Raw genomic sequence first — 15,257 nt, forward strand, 5'->3', positions numbered from 1 at the left:
CAAAACTATGGACCTGATTTACTTTCTTATCGATTTTATCCTGCACATTGATGTGCATCTGGCGGAGCTGGTTGCGGAATACGGTATCTGGGTATACGCGATTCTGTTTCTGATCCTGTTCTGCGAAACCGGGCTGGTGGTGACGCCGTTCCTGCCGGGAGACTCGCTGCTGTTTGTCGCTGGCGCGCTTTCTGCGCTGCCAACTAACGATCTCAATGTTCATCTGATGGTGATGTTGATGATTGTGGCGGCGATTATCGGCGATGCGGTGAACTACACGATTGGTCGTTTGTTCGGTGAAAAACTCTTCAGTAACCCGAACTCTAAAATTTTCCGTCGCAGTTACCTGGATAAAACCCATGCGTTCTACGAGCGTCATGGCGGCAAAACGATTATCCTCGCGCGTTTCGTGCCTATCGTGCGTACATTTGCACCGTTTGTTGCCGGTATGGGACACATGTCCTACCGTCATTTTGCGATGTATAACGTCGCAGGCGCGCTGCTGTGGGTATTGCTGTTCACCTATGCAGGCTATCTGTTCGGCGATCTGCCGATCGTTCAGGAAAACCTGAAATTACTGATTGTGGCGATCATCGTCCTTTCCGTATTGCCGGGCATAATTGAAGTGATTCGCCATAAACGCGCTGCGTCACGGGCTGCAAAATAGAAAGTAACTCAGCGGTTCGACCACTTTTTTATCCAAAGTTTCGGGCTGTTATGTTTTAATGTGCAACATTCATGGTCTGTTAGGGGCAAAAATGGCATTATGCGCCCCTTATAACAAAGCTGACTAGGGTTCAGGCAGAAAGGTCACCAATGAGCTGGATTGAACGAATTAAAAGCAACATTACTCCCACCCGCAAGGCAAGCATTCCTGAAGGGGTGTGGACCAAGTGTGATAGCTGCGGTCAGGTTTTATACCGTGCTGAGCTGGAACGTAATCTTGAGGTCTGTCCGAAGTGTGACCATCATATGCGCATGTCGGCGCGCAATCGCCTGCATAGCCTGTTAGATGAAGGTTCTCTTGTGGAACTGGGTAGCGAGCTTGAGCCGAAAGATGTGCTGAAGTTTCGTGACTCCAAAAAGTACAAAGACAGACTGGCTTCTGCGCAGAAAGAAACTGGCGAGAAAGATGCGCTGGTGGTAATGAAAGGCACGCTGCACGGTATGCCGGTCGTTGCTGCTGCATTCGAGTTCGCGTTTATGGGCGGCTCCATGGGCTCTGTGGTCGGCGCGCGTTTTGTCCGTGCCGTTGAGCAGGCGCTGGAAGATAACTGTCCGCTGATCTGCTTCTCCGCTTCTGGCGGGGCGCGTATGCAGGAAGCGCTGATGTCTCTGATGCAGATGGCGAAAACCTCTGCTGCGCTGGCGAAAATGCAGGAACGCGGTTTACCGTATATTTCTGTACTGACCGACCCAACAATGGGCGGTGTTTCTGCTAGCTTCGCGATGCTGGGCGATCTCAACATTGCAGAACCGAAAGCACTGATCGGCTTTGCTGGTCCGCGTGTTATCGAGCAAACCGTACGAGAGAAACTGCCGCCGGGATTCCAGCGTAGCGAGTTCCTGATTGAAAAAGGCGCTATCGATATGATCGTCCGCCGTCCGGAAATGCGCCTGAAACTGGCAAGCATTCTGGCGAAGCTGATGAATCTTCCTACGCCGAATCCGGATGAGCCGCGTGAAGGCGAGGTGGTACCTCCGGTTCCCGATCAGGAATCAGAGGCCTGATAGTTTACTCTATGGGTTTCGGGTTGCAGGCAGGCGATAAGAGAGTTGATCCCGATGAGCTTACACAGGTAAGTGATTCGGGTGAGCGAGCACAGCCAACGCATCTGCAACGTGAAAAACAACGTGTAAAAAAGGGCAGGCCGGTTGGTGCTGCCCTTTTGCTTTTCTCAACGTAAAGAATCTACAGCCATCATGGACAATAAACGTATTCCTCAAGCCGCGTCGCCCCTGGCATCGTGGCTTTCTTATCTGGAAAACCTGCACAGTAAAACCATCGATCTCGGCCTGGAACGCGTAAGTCAGGTGGCGCGCAAACTGGGTGTGTTGAAACCCGCGCCATTTGTTTTTACGGTCGCGGGAACCAACGGGAAAGGCACAACCTGCCGTACGCTGGAATCTGTGCTGACCGCAGCAGGTTATAAAGTTGGCGTTTACAGTTCGCCGCATCTGGTGCGCTACACGGAACGCGTACGCGTGCAGGGACGTGAACTGCCGGAATCAGCGCATACCGCCTCGTTTGCTGAGATTGAAGACGCGCGTGGCGACATTTCCCTGACTTACTTTGAATACGGCACGTTATCGGCACTCTGGCTGTTTAAACAGGCCCAACTGGATGTCGTCATCCTGGAAGTTGGGTTAGGCGGTCGCCTTGACGCGACCAATATCGTGGATGCCGATGTTGCGGTGGTCACCAGCATTGCGCTTGACCATACTGACTGGCTGGGCCCGGATCGCGAAAGCATTGGTCGTGAGAAGGCGGGAATTTTCCGTGCAGAGAAACCGGCTATCGTCGGTGAACCGGAAATGCCTTACACCATCGCCGATGTTGCACAAGAGAGCGGGGCGATTTTGCAACGCTGCGGCGTGGACTGGCGCTATGCGGTCACGGAGAACGACTGGTCCTTTACGGACAGTCACGGCACGTTGGCGCACCTGCCGTTGCCGCAGGTCCCACAACCTAACGCCGCTACCGCACTGGCAGCACTGCGCGCAAGCGGGCTTAACGTCAGCGAGCAGGCCATTCGTGACGGTATTGAACAGGCGATTTTACCGGGGCGCTTCCAGATTGTGAGCGAGTCGCCGCGGGTGATTTTTGATGTTGCCCATAACCCGCATGCGGCGGAGTATCTGACCGGCCGTCTGAAAAAATTAGTGAAAAGCGGGCGTGTACTTGCGGTTATCGGTATGCTACATGATAAAGATATTGCCGGTACGTTAGCTTGGTTAAAAAGCGTGGTTGACGCCTGGTACTGTGCGCCCCTGGAAGGGCCGCGTGGTGCTACTGCAGAACAACTGCTGGAGCATCTGGGCAAAGGCTACGCCTATGACAGCGTGGCGCAGGCATGGTCTGCGGCGCTAGCTGAGGCGAAGTCAGAAGATACCGTGTTGGTGTGTGGATCGTTTCACACTGTCGCACATGTCATGGAAGTGATAGACGTGGGGAGAAGCGGTGGCGAGTAAGTTTCAGAATCGATTAGTCGGCACAATTGTGCTGGTCGCGCTGGGGGTGATTGTGCTCCCCGGGCTGCTTGACGGGCAGAAAAAGCATTATCAGGATGAGTTTGCGGCGATCCCGCTGGTGCCGAAACCCGGCGATCGCGATGAACCAGACATGATGCCTGCAGCCACGCAGGCGCTGCCGACGCAGCCGCCGGAAGGGGCGGCAGAAGAGGTGCGCGCGGGCGATGCTGCCGCGCCATCGTTGGATCCGTCACGTTTGACGACGGCAAACAGCGCGGAGTTAGATCCTGTCCCCGCGCCTGTTGAACAGCCGAAACCCAAACCGAAGCCGCAGCCGGTTGCCGTCGCTCCGACGCCAGCACCGGCTCCAGCGCCGAAACCGGCCGCGGTGGAACCGCCAGCTCCAACCGGCAAAGCGTACGTTGTACAGCTCGGTGCGCTGAAAAATGCGGATAAGGTCAATGAGATCGTGGGTAAACTTCGTGGCGCGGGCTTCCGGGTATATACTTCCCCGTCAACGCCGGTGCAGGGTAAAATAACCCGTATTCTCGTAGGACCTGACGCCTCCAAAGATAAGCTGAAGAACTCGCTGGGCGAGCTGCAGAAGATCTCCGGTCTGAGTGGCGTAGTGATGGGGTACACCCCTAATTAAGGGATTGCGCTGTTCACGGCGCTGCTCTTAATTCAGGCCGGATAGGGCGTTTTTACCGCTATCCGGCAGTGCCCGAAGAGGCATAAAACGGTATGGCGTTGAAGATTTTTTCAGCGCCATTTTTATTTACGCGTGGAAAGGAAATCCCTACGCAAACGTTTTCTTTTTCTGTTAGAATGCGCCCCGAACAGGACGACAGGGCGTTAAATCGTGGGACACTTATGGTCTGGATTGATTACGCCATTATCGCGGTGATTGGTTTTTCCTGTCTGGTTAGCCTGATCCGTGGCTTTGTTCGTGAAGCATTATCGTTGGTGACTTGGGGTTGTGCTTTCTTTGTCGCCAGCCATTACTACACTTACCTGTCTGTCTGGTTTACGGGCTTTGAAGACGAACTCGTTCGAAATGGGATTGCTATCGCGATACTGTTTATCGCGACACTTATCGTCGGCGCTATCGTTAACTTTGTGATAGGCCAACTGGTAGAGAAAACAGGCCTGTCGGGTACCGACAGGGTGTTGGGGATCTGCTTTGGTGCTCTGCGAGGAGCGCTGATCGTCGCCGCCATACTGTTCTTTCTCGATACCTTTACCGGTCTGTCGAAAAGTGAAGACTGGAGCAAGTCGCAGCTGATCCCGCAGTTCAGTTTCATCATCAGATGGTTCTTTGACTATCTGCAAAGCTCGTCAAGTTTCTTGCCCAAAGTATAAACTTTGGGTTGTTGCTGAACGAGGAAAAGACGTATGTGCGGTATTGTCGGTATCGCCGGTGTTATGCCGGTAAACCAGTCGATTTATGACGCGTTAACGGTGCTCCAGCATCGTGGTCAGGATGCCGCAGGCATCATCACCATTGATGCCAACAACTGCTTCCGCTTGCGTAAAGCAAACGGAATGGTGAGCGATATTTTTGAAGCGCGCCATATGCAGCGTTTGCAGGGCAATATGGGCATCGGTCATGTGCGTTACCCAACGGCTGGCAGCTCCAGCGCCTCCGAAGCTCAACCTTTTTACGTCAACTCACCGTATGGCATCACGCTTGCCCATAATGGCAACCTGACCAATGCGCATGAGCTGCGTAAAAAGCTGTTTGAAGAAAAGCGCCGCCACATCAATACCACTTCAGACTCTGAAATTTTGCTGAATATTTTCGCCAGCGAGCTGGATAACTTCCGCCATTATCCGCTGGAAGCCGATAATATTTTTGCTGCTATTGCGGCAACCAACCGCCAGATCCGCGGCGCCTATGCCTGCGTGGCGATGATTATCGGCCACGGTATGGTTGCTTTCCGCGATCCTAACGGTATCCGTCCGCTGGTACTGGGTAAACGCGATATCGGGGATGGTCGTACCGAGTATATGGTGGCCTCCGAGAGCGTGGCGCTGGATACGCTGGGCTTTGAATTCCTGCGCGATGTGGCACCTGGCGAAGCGGTGTATATCACCGAAAAAGGTCAGCTGTTTACTCGCCAGTGTGCCGATAACCCGGTTAGCAATCCGTGCCTGTTTGAATACGTTTACTTCGCACGTCCTGACTCCTTTATCGACAAGATTTCCGTTTACAGCGCCCGTGTAAATATGGGTACCAAGCTTGGCGAAAAAATTGCTCGCGAGTGGGAAGATCTGGACATTGACGTGGTGATCCCGATTCCGGAAACCTCCTGCGATATCGCGCTGGAAATTGCCCGTATTCTCGGTAAGCCGTACCGTCAGGGTTTTGTGAAAAACCGCTACGTGGGCCGTACCTTTATCATGCCCGGCCAGCAGCTGCGCCGTAAATCCGTGCGCCGTAAGCTGAACGCCAACCGTGCGGAATTCCGTGATAAAAACGTGCTGCTGGTGGATGACTCCATCGTGCGCGGTACCACCTCGGAACAGATTATCGAGATGGCGCGTGAAGCCGGAGCGAAGAAAGTGTATCTGGCCTCTGCGGCCCCGGAAATTCGCTTCCCGAACGTTTATGGTATCGATATGCCTACGGCGACGGAGCTGATTGCTCATGGTCGCGAAGTGGACGAGATTCGCCAGATAATCGGTGCAGACGGTCTTATCTTCCAGGATCTAAACGATCTGATTGAAGCGGTCCGCGCTGAGAACCCGGATATTCAGCAGTTTGAATGTTCAGTGTTTAACGGCGTGTACGTCACCAAAGACGTCGACCAGCAATATCTCGATTTCCTTGACTCCCTGCGTAATGACGATGCCAAAGCAATTTTGCGTCAGAACGAAGCGGAAAACCTCGAGATGCATAACGAAGGGTAATGTTCTGTTGCAGGTCAGGACACATAGAGTGGACTGACTTGCAACTGCGCATAAAAACCTGCAAAGTCAGCCCTGAAGCAAGTAAGGGCGAAAAAATGAAACGACTCATTGTAGGGATTAGCGGTGCCAGTGGCGCGATTTATGGCGTGCGCCTGCTGCAGGTTTTGCGTGACGTTACTGATGTGGAAACCCATCTGGTGATGAGTGCTGCTGCCCGACAGACGCTGGCGCTGGAAACAGACCTCTCTGTACGCGACGTGCAGGCACTGGCGAATGTAAATCACGATACGCGCGATATCGCTGCCAGTATCTCTTCCGGCTCTTTTCAGACCGCCGGAATGGTAATATTACCTTGTTCAATCAAAACGCTTTCAGGCATCGTCCACAGTTACACCGATGGGCTGCTTACCCGTGCGGCAGACGTGGTGTTGAAAGAACGCCGCCCGCTGGTGCTGTGCGTGCGTGAAACGCCCCTGCATCTGGGGCATCTGCGGCTGATGACGCAGGCGGCAGAAATTGGCGCGGTGATTATGCCGCCAGTTCCGGCATTCTATCATCGCCCGCAAACGCTAGATGATGTGATTAATCAAACAGTTAACCGCGTACTCGACCAGTTTGATATCTCCCTTCCACAGGATCTGTTCACCCGCTGGCAAGGGGCGTAAAACCGTTCCATCAGCGTGCAAAGAAACATCCGTTGCCCTGTTTCAGGGCAATTTTGTAACCGCGATCATATCCTCAACATTTAATTCGTTAAAACTCAACGAAACGCTGCGGTTCAACCGTCAGACCTGCTATCTTCAAAATCAGGACATTATTGCAACGTTTTATTAACATATTTAACGTCGAATATCCTCATCGACGCGAAAATGGCATAAGACCTGCATGAAAAAGTCTGCAAACACACAACACAACGTAAAACATAATAAAATTACGCCACTTGAGGGTTATGTATGAAGAAGACGGTTCTTGCTTTGTCTTTGCTGGTAGGACTCTCCGCCACCGCGGCCAGCTACGCAGCACTTCCGCAGACGGTTCGTATTGGTACAGATACAACGTACGCACCTTTTTCCTCTAAAGATGCCAAAGGCGACTTTGTCGGCTTTGATATCGATCTGGGAAATGAGATGTGTAAGCGCATGCAGATCAAATGTACCTGGGTAGCCAGCGACTTTGACGCGCTGATCCCGTCGCTGAAAGCGAAAAAGATTGATGCCATCATCTCCTCGCTTTCAATTACTGAGAAGCGTCAGCAAGAGATTGCGTTCTCAGACAAGCTTTACGCAGCAGACTCACGTCTGATCGCCGCGAAAGGTTCCCCAATTCAACCGACTCTTGATTCCCTCAAAGGTAAACATGTTGGCGTACTGCAAGGCTCGACTCAGGAAGCCTATGCTAATGACAACTGGCGCAGCAAAGGCGTAGATGTAGTGGCCTATGCGAACCAGGACCTTATCTATTCTGACCTGACAGCGGGTCGTCTGGACGCGGCGTTGCAGGATGAAGTCGCGGCCAGCGAAGGCTTCCTGAAGCAGCCTGCCGGTAAGGACTACGCTTTTGCTGGTCCGTCGGTGAAAGATAAAAAATACTTTGGTGACGGCACCGGGATTGGCTTGCGCAAAGATGATACAGAGCTGAAAGCTGCTTTCGATAAAGCGCTGGGCGAACTGCGCAAAGACGGCACCTACGACAAAATGGCGAGCAAGTATTTTAACTTCAATGTCTACGGCGATTAATACGCCGCAGCGGGGGATGGACTGCACCATTGCGGGTAACCATTACGGTGCATAATAAATTCAGTGCACTGTTTTGGTGCTTTTGTCGCTGTCTTAATAAGCATGAGTGCATACTTAAGCGCTTTTCATGCAAATAAATACCGTCGACAGGGTAGAATGCTTTGCCTTGTCGGCCCGATTAATGGCACGATAACTGCACCTGGTCCTGTAAAGATCCCCTATAAAAGACAGTCTGTTGAGGATAGTTATGAAAAAACTGGTGTTGTCTCTTTCTCTGGTCCTGGCTTTCTCCAGTGCTACCGCAGCATTTGCAGCCATTCCGCAAAAAATTCGTATCGGTACCGATCCTACTTATGCGCCGTTCGAATCGAAAAATGCACAGGGTGAATTAGTCGGTTTTGATATCGATCTGGCTAAAGAGCTGTGCAAACGTATCAATACACAATGTACCTTCGTGGAAAACCCGCTGGACGCGCTTATCCCTTCGTTAAAAGCGAAGAAAATCGATGCGATTATGTCCTCGCTTTCCATCACTGAAAAACGTCAGCAGGAAATCGCCTTTACCGACAAGCTTTATGCAGCCGACTCGCGTCTGGTTGTCGCTAAAGATTCTGCTATTCAGCCGACCATTGAGTCGCTGAAAGGTAAACGTGTTGGCGTGCTGCAGGGCACGACTCAGGAAACCTTCGGCAACGAGCACTGGGCGCCAAAAGGCATTGAAATTGTCTCTTATCAGGGGCAAGACAATATCTATTCTGACCTGACTGCCGGGCGTATTGATGCTGCTTTCCAGGATGAAGTCGCAGCCAGCGAAGGCTTCCTGAAACAGCCGGTCGGTAAAGATTACAAATTCGGCGGCCCATCTGTAAAAGATGAGAAGTTATTCGGTGTGGGTACCGGTATGGGGCTGCGCAAAGATGATAACGAACTGCGCGAAGCACTGAACAAAGCCTTTGCCGAGATGCGAGCTGACGGTACTTACGAGAAGCTGGCGAAAAAGTACTTCGATTTTGATGTTTATGGCGGTTAATCACCGCAGGTGCTGATAAAGCCCGTAGATTTTTGACGTGTTGAATTTATGCCTGATGGCGCTGTGCGTATCCGGTCTACAGTGATTTTGTAGGCCGGATAAGGCAAAGTCGCCATCCTGCATTTAACAGTTTGTCTGAAATCAAAAGAGGCTTATTACTCCACCACACACGACAGGACAGGCAGCATGTTGTATGGCTTTTCAGGTGTTATTTTACAGGGCGCAATTGTTACGCTGGAGCTGGCACTTAGCTCGGTGGTACTGGCGGTTCTGATAGGCCTTGTCGGCGCGGCAGCAAAGCTGTCGCAAAGCCGGGCGCTGGCGCTTATTTTCGAAGGGTACACAACGCTTATCCGCGGCGTGCCCGATCTGGTCTTAATGCTGCTCATCTTTTACGGATTACAAATCGCGCTGAATACCCTTACCGATGCAATTGGTATCAGCCAGATTGATATCGATCCGATGGTCGCGGGTATTATTACGCTCGGGTTTATCTACGGAGCCTATTTTACCGAAACATTTCGTGGCGCATTTATGGCCGTGCCAAAAGGACATATTGAAGCCGCGACGGCATTCGGTTTTACCAGTTCACAAATATTTCGCCGCATTATGTTCCCGGCGATGATGCGCTATGCCTTACCGGGAATTGGCAACAACTGGCAGGTCATTCTTAAGGCCACGGCGCTGGTATCGTTGCTCGGCCTGGAAGACGTGGTGAAAGCCACTCAGCTTGCCGGAAAAAGTACCTGGGAGCCGTTCTATTTTGCCGTAGTGTGCGGGGTCATCTATCTGGTGTTTACCACTGTTTCTAATGGTGTGCTGCTGTACCTTGAGCGCCGCTATTCCGTGGGTGTGAAGAGGGCTGACCTGTGATTGAGATTATTCAGGAATACTGGAAGTCCCTGCTGTGGACCGACGGATATCGCTACACCGGCGTGGCTATCACCCTGTGGCTTCTGATTTCGTCGGTGGTGATGGGCGGGATACTGGCGCTGTTTTTGGCAATTGGTCGTGTTTCCAGTAATAAATTTATCCAGTTTCCCATCTGGCTGTTCACCTATATTTTTCGTGGGACGCCGCTGTACGTCCAGTTGCTGGTGTTTTATTCCGGGATGTATACGCTGGAGATAGTCAAAGGCACGGACTTCCTCAACGCGTTTTTCCGCAGTGGGCTAAATTGCACCGTGCTGGCGCTGACGCTGAATACCTGCGCCTATACCACGGAGATTTTCGCCGGGGCTATTCGTTCCGTACCCCATGGTGAGATTGAAGCCGCGCGCGCTTACGGTTTCTCGTCGTTTAAACTGTATCGCTGCATTATTTTGCCTTCCGCGCTGCGTATTGCGCTGCCGGCTTACAGCAATGAAGTTATTTTAATGCTGCACTCCACGGCGCTGGCATTTACCGCAACGGTGCCTGATTTGTTGAAAATCGCCCGCGATATCAACTCGGCAACGTATCAGCCGTTTACCGCCTTCGGTATTGCCGCTGTTCTGTATTTGATTATTTCGTATGTCCTGATCAGTCTGTTCCGTAAAGCGGAAAAACGCTGGTTGCAGCATGTATCCTCTAAATGATTCGAGTAACACGATGTCTGAAAATAAATTAAACGTTATCGATTTACATAAGCACTACGGCGAACATGAAGTGCTGAAAGGGGTATCGCTGCAGGCCAATGCGGGTGATGTTATCAGTATTATTGGCTCGTCTGGTTCCGGTAAAAGTACCTTCCTGCGCTGCATTAACTTTCTCGAGAAACCGAGCGCCGGGTCGATTGTGGTGAGTGGTCAGAACATTAGTCTGGTACGCGACAAAGACGGCCAGCTTAAGGTTGCAGACAAAAATCAGCTGCGCTTGCTGCGCACGCGACTGACGATGGTCTTTCAGCACTTTAATCTGTGGAGCCACATGACGGTGCTGGAAAACGTGATGGAAGCGCCGATCCAGGTGTTGGGGCTGAGCAAGCAGGAAGCTCGCGAACGTGCGGTGAAGTATCTGGCGAAAGTGGGTATTGATGAGCGCGCTCAGGGCAAATATCCGGTGCATCTGTCCGGTGGTCAGCAGCAGCGTGTCTCCATTGCTCGTGCGCTGGCGATGGAACCGGAAGTGTTGCTGTTTGATGAACCCACGTCGGCACTTGACCCGGAGCTGGTGGGCGAAGTGCTGCGCATTATGCAACAACTGGCCGAAGAGGGAAAAACCATGGTGGTCGTGACCCACGAAATGGGGTTTGCCCGTCATGTCTCCACGCACGTGATTTTCCTGCATCAAGGGAAGATTGAAGAAGAGGGCGATCCGGAGCAGGTATTTGGTAATCCGCAAAGCCCGCGTTTGCAGCAGTTCCTCAAAGGTTCGTTGAAGTAAGTCACCTGCCCGGAGGCGCTACGCTTTCCGGGCCTGGGATTTTAGCGCGTCGCACTCCAGACGATAAACCCAGTCGTCGTAGGCGATACCATCAATCTCATACGCCTTTTCCAGCACCTGCGTACGCACGAACCCCGTTTTTTCCAGAATCCGTATTGAGCCCTTATTATCCGCCAGTGCGTAAGCATTTATCGCTGTGACCGCCGCGTGCTCGAAGGCGTACTGGCACACCGCGCGTACGGCTTCGCTGGCAATACCTTTCCCCTGCGCCTGTGGCATGATGGCGTAGCCGAGGTCGGCTTCGTGCGGGTAGAGATGGCTGATTTGCAGACCAATATCGCCGAGCGGCGTCGGGTTGTTGTGCTCGCGGATGACAAAAGTGTGCTGTGCGGCAAGGCGTCTGGCGAATAACAGACGCGTATCTTTCGCCGGGGCGATGTTGCCCATATAGCGCATGACTTCAGGACATTCACGTAGTTTCTGGAAAAATGACCAGTCAGAAAACTGAAACAAAGAGAGGGTAAGTCGGGGAGTCGAAATTATCGCCATAACGTCGCCATTGCAGAAATCTGGCCTATAACCTTACCACCACAACGGCGACCGTGAATAGCGCTTAGGGGTTATCGGATGACATCCGCCAGCGCTTCTTCTAAATCGTACCAGCGAAACGCGAAACCGGACGCTTCCAGGCGTTTTGGCAACGCTCGCTGCCCGCCGAGAACCAGCACTGAAGATTCGCCCATCAGCAACCGCATTGCGGTGGCGGGAACGCGCAGAATGGCAGGACGGTTCAGGGCGTGGCCCAGCGCGTGGGCAAACTGCTCATTGTGCACCGGGTACGGTGAAACCATATTGAAGGGACCGCGCAGATCGTTATCCAGCAGCCAGAGAATTCCGTTGACCATATCATCAATATGGATCCAGGCCATATACTGGCGTCCGTTGCCAATTGGTCCGCCTAAGCCAAGACGAAACGGCGGGACCATTTTCGCCAGAATACCGCCAGCAGAGGCCAGTACCACGCCGGTGCGCAGCATACACACGCGGGTTTTGTCGCTTTGCGCGGTGCTGGCAATTTGCTCCCAGCGTGCGCACAGCTTATGGGTAAATTCGTTATGCGGCGGCTCTTCTTCTGTGACCACCACTTCGCCTAAATCGCCGTAGTAACCGGTAGCGGAACCGGAGATTAGCACTGCGGGCGGTGTCTCGCTGGCATTGATTAAATCGACCAGCTTCTGCGTAATGACCCAGCGGCTCTGACACAGGCGTTCCTTTTGCTGGGCACTCCAGCGCTTGTCCGCAATCGGCTCTCCGGCAAGGTTAATGACGGCATCAATGTCGTTGAGATTTTGCCGCTCTTCCAACCCTTTGGACAGCGTAACCCGGGAGTCGAGAATCTGACGCGCCTTATCAGGAGAACGGGTCACTACGGTTATCTGATGCCCCAGCTCCAGCAAGCGGGGGATCAGATGACGTCCAATCAGGCCAGTACCGCCGGTAATCAGAATCTGCATGTCGCCTCCCGGGTTATGTTTAGCGCTGCCAGCTCAGCGTCATAGAGACTGAGTCGGCGTAACGTAATGCGTGAAGTTTATCTATCTCTACTTGAGCATAAGTGACCCAGTGATGTTCGCGTGCGATATCGAGCACATCTTGAGTTAATTTTTCTAACAATGAGAAGCGGTTACCCTCCACGTGGGCAATGATGCTCTTGGTGATAGTGCGATAATTCAGCGCGTCGTTGATATCTTCACTGGTACGGGCTTTGTCTGCCGGATAGTGAATGGCAATGTTGATGACAATATCCTGGCGGTTAAGGATCTCCTCTTCTTTAATGCCGATAAAAGTGCGCAGACGAAGGTTTTTTATACGAATAATTGCGTCAGGTTGTGACATTGCAGGTTTCCTCCATGTATGAACCTTTGCATGATACACGAGAACCGAATCGCGTCACCGCTTCTCACTTTGTGCTTGTTGCATGGCGCGTTCCGTTGCGGGACGCGTACGGATGCGTTCATGCCAGTTATTGACTGCCGGGTAGTTGTCGAGGTCGATGCGCTGACGCTGATGGGCGTGGATCCACGGCCAGCAGGCAATGTCGGCAATGCTGTAGTGATCGCCTCCCAGCCAGGGGGACGTTTCCAGACGTTTATTCATCACGTTGTACAGGCGCTGGGTTTCAACCTGGTATCTTTCAATGGCGTAGGGAATCGTTTGTGGGGCGTAGTGGCTAAAATGATGATTCTGACCCAGCATGGGTCCGAGGCCGCTGACCTGCCAGAACAACCACTGCAGCGTAGTGTGGCGTTCACGTAACTCACCGCTCAGCAGCTTACCGCTCTTTTCTGCCAGATAGAGTAAAATTTCTCCGGACTCAAACAGGCTGATGGGCTTTCCGCCGTCTACCGGGGCACTGTCGATAATGGCCGGGATTTTATTGTTTGGTGAGATTTGCAGAAAATCAGGGTGAAACTGGCTACCTTTGCTGATATCGACATGAATCAGACGGTATTGCAGCTGCGCCTCTTCAAGAAACAGCGTTATTTTGTGACCGTTTGGCGATGGAGTGTAATAGAGATCGATCATTTTCAGCGTCCGTTTTGTCATGAACCGGGTCATAACAAGTATAGAGCCTGTTGGCGTGCGTGAGTTTTCATCAAGTGACAGTGAGAGAAAGACTCTATATTTTGAAGGCAAGCCAATACATTTCAGAGGACATTATGAGCAAATCTGCAATTACGCTGTGGTCAGATGCCAATTTTTTCTCCCCTTACGTGCTGTCTGTTTATGTCGCTCTGCAAGAGAAAGGACTGCCTTTTACGCTGAAAACCGTTGATCTCAACAGCGGCGAACACTTGCAACCTTCATGGCAAGGGTATGCGTTAACGCGGCGCGTGCCGGTGCTTGAAATCGACGGTTTCGAGCTGAGCGAATCATCAGCGATTACTGAGTTCCTGGAAGAGAGTTTTGCGCCGCCGCAGTGGGAGCGAATCTACCCACACGATGTGCAAAAGCGCGCGCGGGCGCGCCAGGTTCAGGCGTGGATCCGCAGCGATCTGATGCCTATCCGTGAAGAACGCTCAACGGACGTAGTTTTTGCTGGCGTGAAGAAAGGTCCGTTAAGCGAAGCGGGAAAAGTCAGTGCGGAGAAATTGTTCGCCACTGCGAGCCATTTATTGAGCCACGGGAAGCAGAATTTATTTGGCGAATGGTGTATTGCCGACTGCGATTTAGCGCTAATGCTGAATCGTCTGGTCCTTAACGGCGATGAGGTTCCCGAAGCGCTTGCAGAATATGCCGCCTTCCAGTGGCAGCGCGCTTCAGTCCAGCGTTTTATCGCGCTTTCAGCGAAGCGTTCCTGCTGAAAAACGGGGCGTAATCCAGTATCATTACAGGGTACTTTTCAACGAGGAGTGAGTGATGAAACTGATGTTCGCATCGGACATTCATGGTTCGTTGCCAGCCACGGAACGCGTACTTGAACGGTTTGCCGCAAGCGGTGCGCAATGGCTGGTGATATTGGGTGATGTTTTAAACCACGGACCGCGTAATGCGCTCCCGGAAGGCTATGCGCCTGCGCAGGTTGCTGAGCGGTTGAATGCGCTGGCAGCGCGGATTATCGCGGTGCGTGGCAATTGTGACAGCGAAGTGGATCAGATGCTTCTGCATTTTCCGATGACCGCGCCGTGGCAGCAAATTCTGACAGAAAACCAGCGACTCTTTTTGACCCACGGGCATCTTTTTGGCCCGCAAAATATGCCGGCACTCAACGTGGGAGATGTACTGGTTTATGGGCATACACATTTGCCCGTCGCTGAGCGTCAAGGGGATGTTTACCACTTCAATCCCGGCTCGGTAAGCATCCCGAAAGGGGGCTTTGCGGCAAGTTACGGGATTCTGGATGATAATGTTCTCAGCGTAATGGCACTCAATGATCAAAGTGTTATTGCACAGGTCGAGATTAATCCGTAATTTACCCCACAAACATAAACGCGCCGTAAGAGCGCAGGAAAAAAGAAGGT

18 protein-coding genes are annotated in these 15,257 nt (G+C 52.3%); 14 read left to right on the forward strand and 4 right to left on the reverse strand.

Annotated elements, in window-relative coordinates; translation table 11 throughout:
• Window positions 1-7: 7 nt before the first annotated feature.
• The 12 genes from OGW44_RS10615 to hisP all read left to right on the forward strand — a co-directional run bounded on the left by OGW44_RS10615 (window position 8) and on the right by hisP (window position 11,235).
• Complete coding sequence (locus tag OGW44_RS10615; protein WP_016153860.1) at window positions 8-667, forward strand: DedA family protein; 660 nt, start codon at window positions 8-10, stop codon at window positions 665-667.
• Between the two features lie 149 nt (window positions 668-816).
• On the forward strand, window positions 817-1,731 hold the full coding sequence (accD, locus tag OGW44_RS10620; protein WP_016153859.1) for an acetyl-CoA carboxylase, carboxyltransferase subunit beta: 915 nt from the start codon (window positions 817-819) through the stop codon (window positions 1,729-1,731).
• A 192-nt stretch (window positions 1,732-1,923) separates the two neighbouring features.
• Window positions 1,924-3,192 carry a bifunctional tetrahydrofolate synthase/dihydrofolate synthase gene (folC, locus tag OGW44_RS10625; RefSeq protein ID WP_049268955.1) on the forward strand — a complete coding sequence of 423 codons (1,269 nt, stop codon included), beginning with the start codon at window positions 1,924-1,926 and terminating at the stop codon, window positions 3,190-3,192.
• Window positions 3,182-3,844, forward strand: coding sequence for a cell division protein DedD (gene dedD, locus OGW44_RS10630; protein WP_016153857.1), 663 nt, complete (start codon window positions 3,182-3,184; stop codon window positions 3,842-3,844). Before folC ends, dedD begins: the two co-directional genes overlap by 11 nt.
• A gap of 221 nt (window positions 3,845-4,065) precedes the next feature.
• Complete coding sequence (cvpA, locus tag OGW44_RS10635; protein WP_005129678.1) at window positions 4,066-4,554, forward strand: colicin V production protein; 489 nt, start codon at window positions 4,066-4,068, stop codon at window positions 4,552-4,554.
• Window positions 4,555-4,587: 33 nt separating this feature from the next.
• Window positions 4,588-6,105, forward strand: a complete 1,518-nt coding sequence (purF, locus tag OGW44_RS10640) for an amidophosphoribosyltransferase (RefSeq protein ID WP_005129677.1) — start codon at window positions 4,588-4,590, stop codon at window positions 6,103-6,105.
• A 95-nt stretch (window positions 6,106-6,200) separates the two neighbouring features.
• Entirely contained in the window at window positions 6,201-6,770 is a 570-nt protein-coding gene (locus OGW44_RS10645; protein WP_019077299.1) for a UbiX family flavin prenyltransferase, read from the forward strand.
• 288 nt (window positions 6,771-7,058) lie between these two features.
• On the forward strand, window positions 7,059-7,841 hold the full coding sequence (gene argT, locus OGW44_RS10650) for a lysine/arginine/ornithine ABC transporter substrate-binding protein ArgT (RefSeq protein ID WP_003834788.1): 783 nt from the start codon (window positions 7,059-7,061) through the stop codon (window positions 7,839-7,841).
• Between the two features lie 247 nt (window positions 7,842-8,088).
• Window positions 8,089-8,871: a histidine ABC transporter substrate-binding protein HisJ gene (gene hisJ / locus OGW44_RS10655; RefSeq protein WP_003028120.1), complete on the forward strand. Its 783-nt coding sequence runs from the start codon at window positions 8,089-8,091 to the stop codon at window positions 8,869-8,871.
• Between the two features lie 186 nt (window positions 8,872-9,057).
• Window positions 9,058-9,744, forward strand: coding sequence for a histidine ABC transporter permease HisQ (locus OGW44_RS10660; RefSeq protein ID WP_016153853.1), 687 nt, complete (start codon window positions 9,058-9,060; stop codon window positions 9,742-9,744).
• A complete protein-coding gene (gene hisM / locus OGW44_RS10665; RefSeq protein ID WP_003028116.1) occupies window positions 9,741-10,448 on the forward strand; it encodes a histidine ABC transporter permease HisM in 708 nt (235 codons plus the stop codon). The genes OGW44_RS10660 and hisM overlap by 4 nt, the downstream gene beginning before the upstream one ends.
• 13 nt (window positions 10,449-10,461) lie before the next feature.
• On the forward strand, window positions 10,462-11,235 hold the full coding sequence (gene hisP / locus OGW44_RS10670; RefSeq protein ID WP_101700095.1) for a histidine ABC transporter ATP-binding protein HisP: 774 nt from the start codon (window positions 10,462-10,464) through the stop codon (window positions 11,233-11,235).
• A gap of 18 nt (window positions 11,236-11,253) precedes the next feature.
• On the opposite strand, the gene OGW44_RS10675 is transcribed toward hisP, so the two are convergent.
• From OGW44_RS10675 to yfcG, 4 genes are all read right to left on the reverse strand, one after another.
• The gene (locus tag OGW44_RS10675; RefSeq protein WP_016157046.1) at window positions 11,254-11,784 is read right to left on the reverse strand and encodes a GNAT family N-acetyltransferase; all 531 of its coding nucleotides are present in this window, start codon (window positions 11,782-11,784) and stop codon (window positions 11,254-11,256) included.
• Window positions 11,785-11,855: 71 nt separating this feature from the next.
• Window positions 11,856-12,749 carry a TIGR01777 family oxidoreductase gene (locus OGW44_RS10680; RefSeq protein WP_016153850.1) on the reverse strand — a complete coding sequence of 298 codons (894 nt, stop codon included), beginning with the start codon at window positions 12,747-12,749 and terminating at the stop codon, window positions 11,856-11,858.
• A gap of 19 nt (window positions 12,750-12,768) precedes the next feature.
• Window positions 12,769-13,131 (reverse strand): dihydroneopterin triphosphate 2'-epimerase, encoded by a 363-nt coding sequence (gene folX / locus OGW44_RS10685; RefSeq protein WP_016153849.1) that lies wholly within the window; start codon window positions 13,129-13,131, stop codon window positions 12,769-12,771.
• A gap of 54 nt (window positions 13,132-13,185) precedes the next feature.
• Window positions 13,186-13,821: a GSH-dependent disulfide bond oxidoreductase gene (yfcG, locus tag OGW44_RS10690; protein ID WP_016153848.1), complete on the reverse strand. Its 636-nt coding sequence runs from the start codon at window positions 13,819-13,821 to the stop codon at window positions 13,186-13,188.
• Between the two features lie 134 nt (window positions 13,822-13,955).
• Between yfcG and yfcF the strand changes: the two genes are divergently transcribed.
• Together yfcF and yfcE are read left to right on the forward strand one after the other, a co-directional pair.
• Window positions 13,956-14,600, forward strand: coding sequence for a glutathione transferase (gene yfcF / locus OGW44_RS10695; protein ID WP_016153847.1), 645 nt, complete (start codon window positions 13,956-13,958; stop codon window positions 14,598-14,600).
• Between the two features lie 55 nt (window positions 14,601-14,655).
• Entirely contained in the window at window positions 14,656-15,207 is a 552-nt protein-coding gene (yfcE, locus tag OGW44_RS10700) for a phosphodiesterase (RefSeq protein WP_016153846.1), read from the forward strand.
• The last annotated feature ends 50 nt before the right edge of the window (window positions 15,208-15,257 follow it).

The sequence above is a fragment of the Citrobacter sp. Cb023 genome (assembly GCF_030336805.1).
Lineage (GTDB): Bacteria > Pseudomonadota > Gammaproteobacteria > Enterobacterales > Enterobacteriaceae > Citrobacter > Citrobacter braakii.

What these genes read in the sequence shown, in the direction of transcription:
- OGW44_RS10615 (WP_016153860.1), top strand. Translation starts at nt 8, where the DNA reads ATGGACCTGATTTACTTTCTTATCGATTTTATCCTGCACATTGATGTG.
- OGW44_RS10645 (WP_019077299.1), top strand. Translation starts at nt 6,201, where the DNA reads ATGAAACGACTCATTGTAGGGATTAGCGGTGCCAGTGGCGCGATTTAT.
- folC (WP_049268955.1), top strand. Translation starts at nt 1,924, where the DNA reads ATGGACAATAAACGTATTCCTCAAGCCGCGTCGCCCCTGGCATCGTGG.
- purF (WP_005129677.1), top strand. Translation starts at nt 4,588, where the DNA reads ATGTGCGGTATTGTCGGTATCGCCGGTGTTATGCCGGTAAACCAGTCG.
- OGW44_RS10680 (WP_016153850.1), bottom strand. Translation starts at nt 12,749, where the DNA reads ATGCAGATTCTGATTACCGGCGGTACTGGCCTGATTGGACGTCATCTG.
- hisJ (WP_003028120.1), top strand. Translation starts at nt 8,089, where the DNA reads ATGAAAAAACTGGTGTTGTCTCTTTCTCTGGTCCTGGCTTTCTCCAGT.
- argT (WP_003834788.1), top strand. Translation starts at nt 7,059, where the DNA reads ATGAAGAAGACGGTTCTTGCTTTGTCTTTGCTGGTAGGACTCTCCGCC.
- OGW44_RS10660 (WP_016153853.1), top strand. Translation starts at nt 9,058, where the DNA reads ATGTTGTATGGCTTTTCAGGTGTTATTTTACAGGGCGCAATTGTTACG.
- yfcF (WP_016153847.1), top strand. Translation starts at nt 13,956, where the DNA reads ATGAGCAAATCTGCAATTACGCTGTGGTCAGATGCCAATTTTTTCTCC.
- cvpA (WP_005129678.1), top strand. Translation starts at nt 4,066, where the DNA reads ATGGTCTGGATTGATTACGCCATTATCGCGGTGATTGGTTTTTCCTGT.
- folX (WP_016153849.1), bottom strand. Translation starts at nt 13,131, where the DNA reads ATGTCACAACCTGACGCAATTATTCGTATAAAAAACCTTCGTCTGCGC.
- OGW44_RS10675 (WP_016157046.1), bottom strand. Translation starts at nt 11,784, where the DNA reads ATGGCGATAATTTCGACTCCCCGACTTACCCTCTCTTTGTTTCAGTTT.
- accD (WP_016153859.1), top strand. Translation starts at nt 817, where the DNA reads ATGAGCTGGATTGAACGAATTAAAAGCAACATTACTCCCACCCGCAAG.
- hisP (WP_101700095.1), top strand. Translation starts at nt 10,462, where the DNA reads ATGTCTGAAAATAAATTAAACGTTATCGATTTACATAAGCACTACGGC.
- yfcE (WP_016153846.1), top strand. Translation starts at nt 14,656, where the DNA reads ATGAAACTGATGTTCGCATCGGACATTCATGGTTCGTTGCCAGCCACG.
- yfcG (WP_016153848.1), bottom strand. Translation starts at nt 13,821, where the DNA reads ATGATCGATCTCTATTACACTCCATCGCCAAACGGTCACAAAATAACG.